This is a genomic window from Planktothricoides sp. SR001, assembly GCF_001276715.1.
In the GTDB taxonomy this organism is placed as follows: Bacteria; Cyanobacteriota; Cyanobacteriia; order Cyanobacteriales; family Laspinemataceae; genus Planktothricoides; species Planktothricoides raciborskii.
This window is the reverse complement of sequence record NZ_LIUQ01000004.1, coordinates 155,634-157,519: the sequence shown is the minus strand read 5'-3', so window position 1 is coordinate 157,519 and position 1,886 is coordinate 155,634. Positions and strand designations below refer to the sequence as shown.

Genomic DNA, 1,886 nt, shown 5'->3' with positions numbered 1-1,886 from the left:
CGAAGCATTCCGGGATGAAATTTCGGGTTTTTCAGAAACCGGGTTTCTTCATCAATTTCTCGGTATAAAGCATAGATTTTCACAGAAACCCGGTTTCTTATGCGGTAATGTTCGCCCCTACAGATATAACTAAAATACCATGAATTCAACATCAGAAATCCCTAATCTTAACCATCTTAAAGCATATCCGCCAGAATTTCGGCAAATCATTAGAGAAAAAAGCGCTAATTTTGTCGGCGGCGAATTGGTCTTTTCCGCGATTAACAACTTTCTGGAACGCCAGAAAAAAGGTTATTTTACCATAGTCGGCCCACCGGGTAGCGGCAAAAGTGCTATTCTGGCCAAATATGTCAGCGAAAATCCCCAAGTTATCTATTACAGTGCCGAACTTGAAGGCAAAAATAACCCTGAAGAATTTACCGCTATTGTTGGCAGTGAATTGATGCGACGTTTAGGAACAGAAAACGCCATTAAGGAAAGTTATGTTATGCCGTTATTGCTGCAAAAAATCAGCGATTTACTCTCACCGGATGAACGGTTGATTATTGCTATTGATGGGTTAGATAGAATTGATGCTCAAAATCAACCCCCAGGGACAAATTTATTGTATTTACCCAGATATCTCCCGGATAAAGTTTATTTTATTCTGACTCGTCGCCCGTTTTTGCGGGAAAAATCCGGGTTATTAATTGAGGCACCATCACAGGTTTTCGATTTAGCCCGGTGAAAAGAGGAAAGAGGAGAGAGAAAAGAGAAAAGGAGGAAAGAGAAAAGAGAAAAGATTTAGTAGGGTGCGTTAGTCGGGGCAAAATTCCTGTATCTAATCAACAATTTCCTTTTCCGACGTAACGCACCTTTCTGCCTGTAATGCCTGTAATATAAATGGTGCGTTACGGCGGACTTGTAAATCTTGGTCAAAATCCCAATTTTATCACCGCCTAACACACCCTACCAACAAATAAATTCAACCGAATAAGAAACCGGGTTTCTATGAAGATTTTGGTGGGGTGGCAGAGGTTATATAAAGAAACCCAGACCGGCTGAATCCCTGGTTTACCCTAGCCTGATAACTTAGCCCACCTGTGCGATCGCTTGTCCAATTTCTTGAGGGGTTGCACCTGTCGCTAAAATTGCTCGAATCAGCAGTTCAATAGAAACTGAAGCATCACCATTTTCAGCATTGGCAATTCGCGGTTGACTGGAGTGCAATTTTTCTGCTAATTCTGTTTGAGTCATCGCTTGTTGCCGTCGTTCTTTCAAGTAGCGGCTAAGAGCAAGTTTAATCTCAACGAGCGCAGTTTCTTCCGGCGTCAAGTCTAGAAATTCTGAAACGGTGCCAACTTTCCAACCTTTTTTTTCTAAATGTTGTCTTTTAGATTTTTCCATAACTTTAACCCTGGGTATCCTTGTCGTATTTACTGAGTCGTTTCTTGCAGATGTCGATTACATTTTTTGGGGTCGATCGGGTGGTTTTATTAAAAACCTCAAGAATCACAATTGCATCCTGATCAATCCGATAAATAATTCGCCAGCTTTTGTCTGTGTCTGGAATTCGCAATTCATGGCAACTTCGCCCGATACTTGGCATTGGTCTTGAGTGCGGTAATTCTAGGTTTTCACCCTGTTGCAAAAGTCTAAGTAATACACCAGCCTCTATTCGTGCCTCCGGGCTAAAAGGAGGAGTCTTTACTTCCCCATGCAGCCAAATTAACGGTTTATCAGTTTTGTCCATGTGGTCAGATATATCATATCTGATATATTTTTGCCAATTGCAGCAACTCAGTTTCCGTCTTTCAACCTAGTAGAATTGGTAGGATGCGTTAGTCGGGGAAAAATTTATGGATCCAATTAACAATTTCCTTTCCCGACGTAACGCACCTTTATAT

General features: G+C 41.4%; 3 protein-coding genes. 1 reads left to right on the top strand and 2 read right to left on the bottom strand.

The annotated features are described in order from the left end of the window. The first annotated feature begins 139 nt into the window (after nucleotides 1-139). Nucleotides 140-727, top strand: a complete 588-nt coding sequence (locus AM228_RS04045) for an ATP-binding protein (protein WP_054464822.1) — start codon at nucleotides 140-142, stop codon at nucleotides 725-727. Nucleotides 728-1,071: 344 nt separating this feature from the next. Here the strand turns inward: AM228_RS04045 and AM228_RS04040 are convergent, their stop codons facing one another. Together AM228_RS04040 and AM228_RS04035 are read right to left on the bottom strand one after the other, a co-directional pair. Beyond that, nucleotides 1,072-1,386: a helix-turn-helix transcriptional regulator gene (locus tag AM228_RS04040; RefSeq protein WP_054464821.1), complete on the bottom strand. Its 315-nt coding sequence runs from the start codon at nucleotides 1,384-1,386 to the stop codon at nucleotides 1,072-1,074. A gap of 4 nt (nucleotides 1,387-1,390) precedes the next feature. After that, on the bottom strand, nucleotides 1,391-1,732 hold the full coding sequence (locus AM228_RS04035; protein WP_054464820.1) for a type II toxin-antitoxin system RelE/ParE family toxin: 342 nt from the start codon (nucleotides 1,730-1,732) through the stop codon (nucleotides 1,391-1,393). Between the last annotated feature and the right edge of the window lie 154 nt (nucleotides 1,733-1,886).

Bases quoted from the DNA above. Each gene is read 5' to 3' on its own strand.
- AM228_RS04045 (WP_054464822.1), top strand. From the start codon at position 140: ATGAATTCAACATCAGAAATCCCTAATCTTAACCATCTTAAAGCATAT.
- AM228_RS04040 (WP_054464821.1), bottom strand. From the start codon at position 1,386: ATGGAAAAATCTAAAAGACAACATTTAGAAAAAAAAGGTTGGAAAGTT.
- AM228_RS04035 (WP_054464820.1), bottom strand. From the start codon at position 1,732: ATGGACAAAACTGATAAACCGTTAATTTGGCTGCATGGGGAAGTAAAG.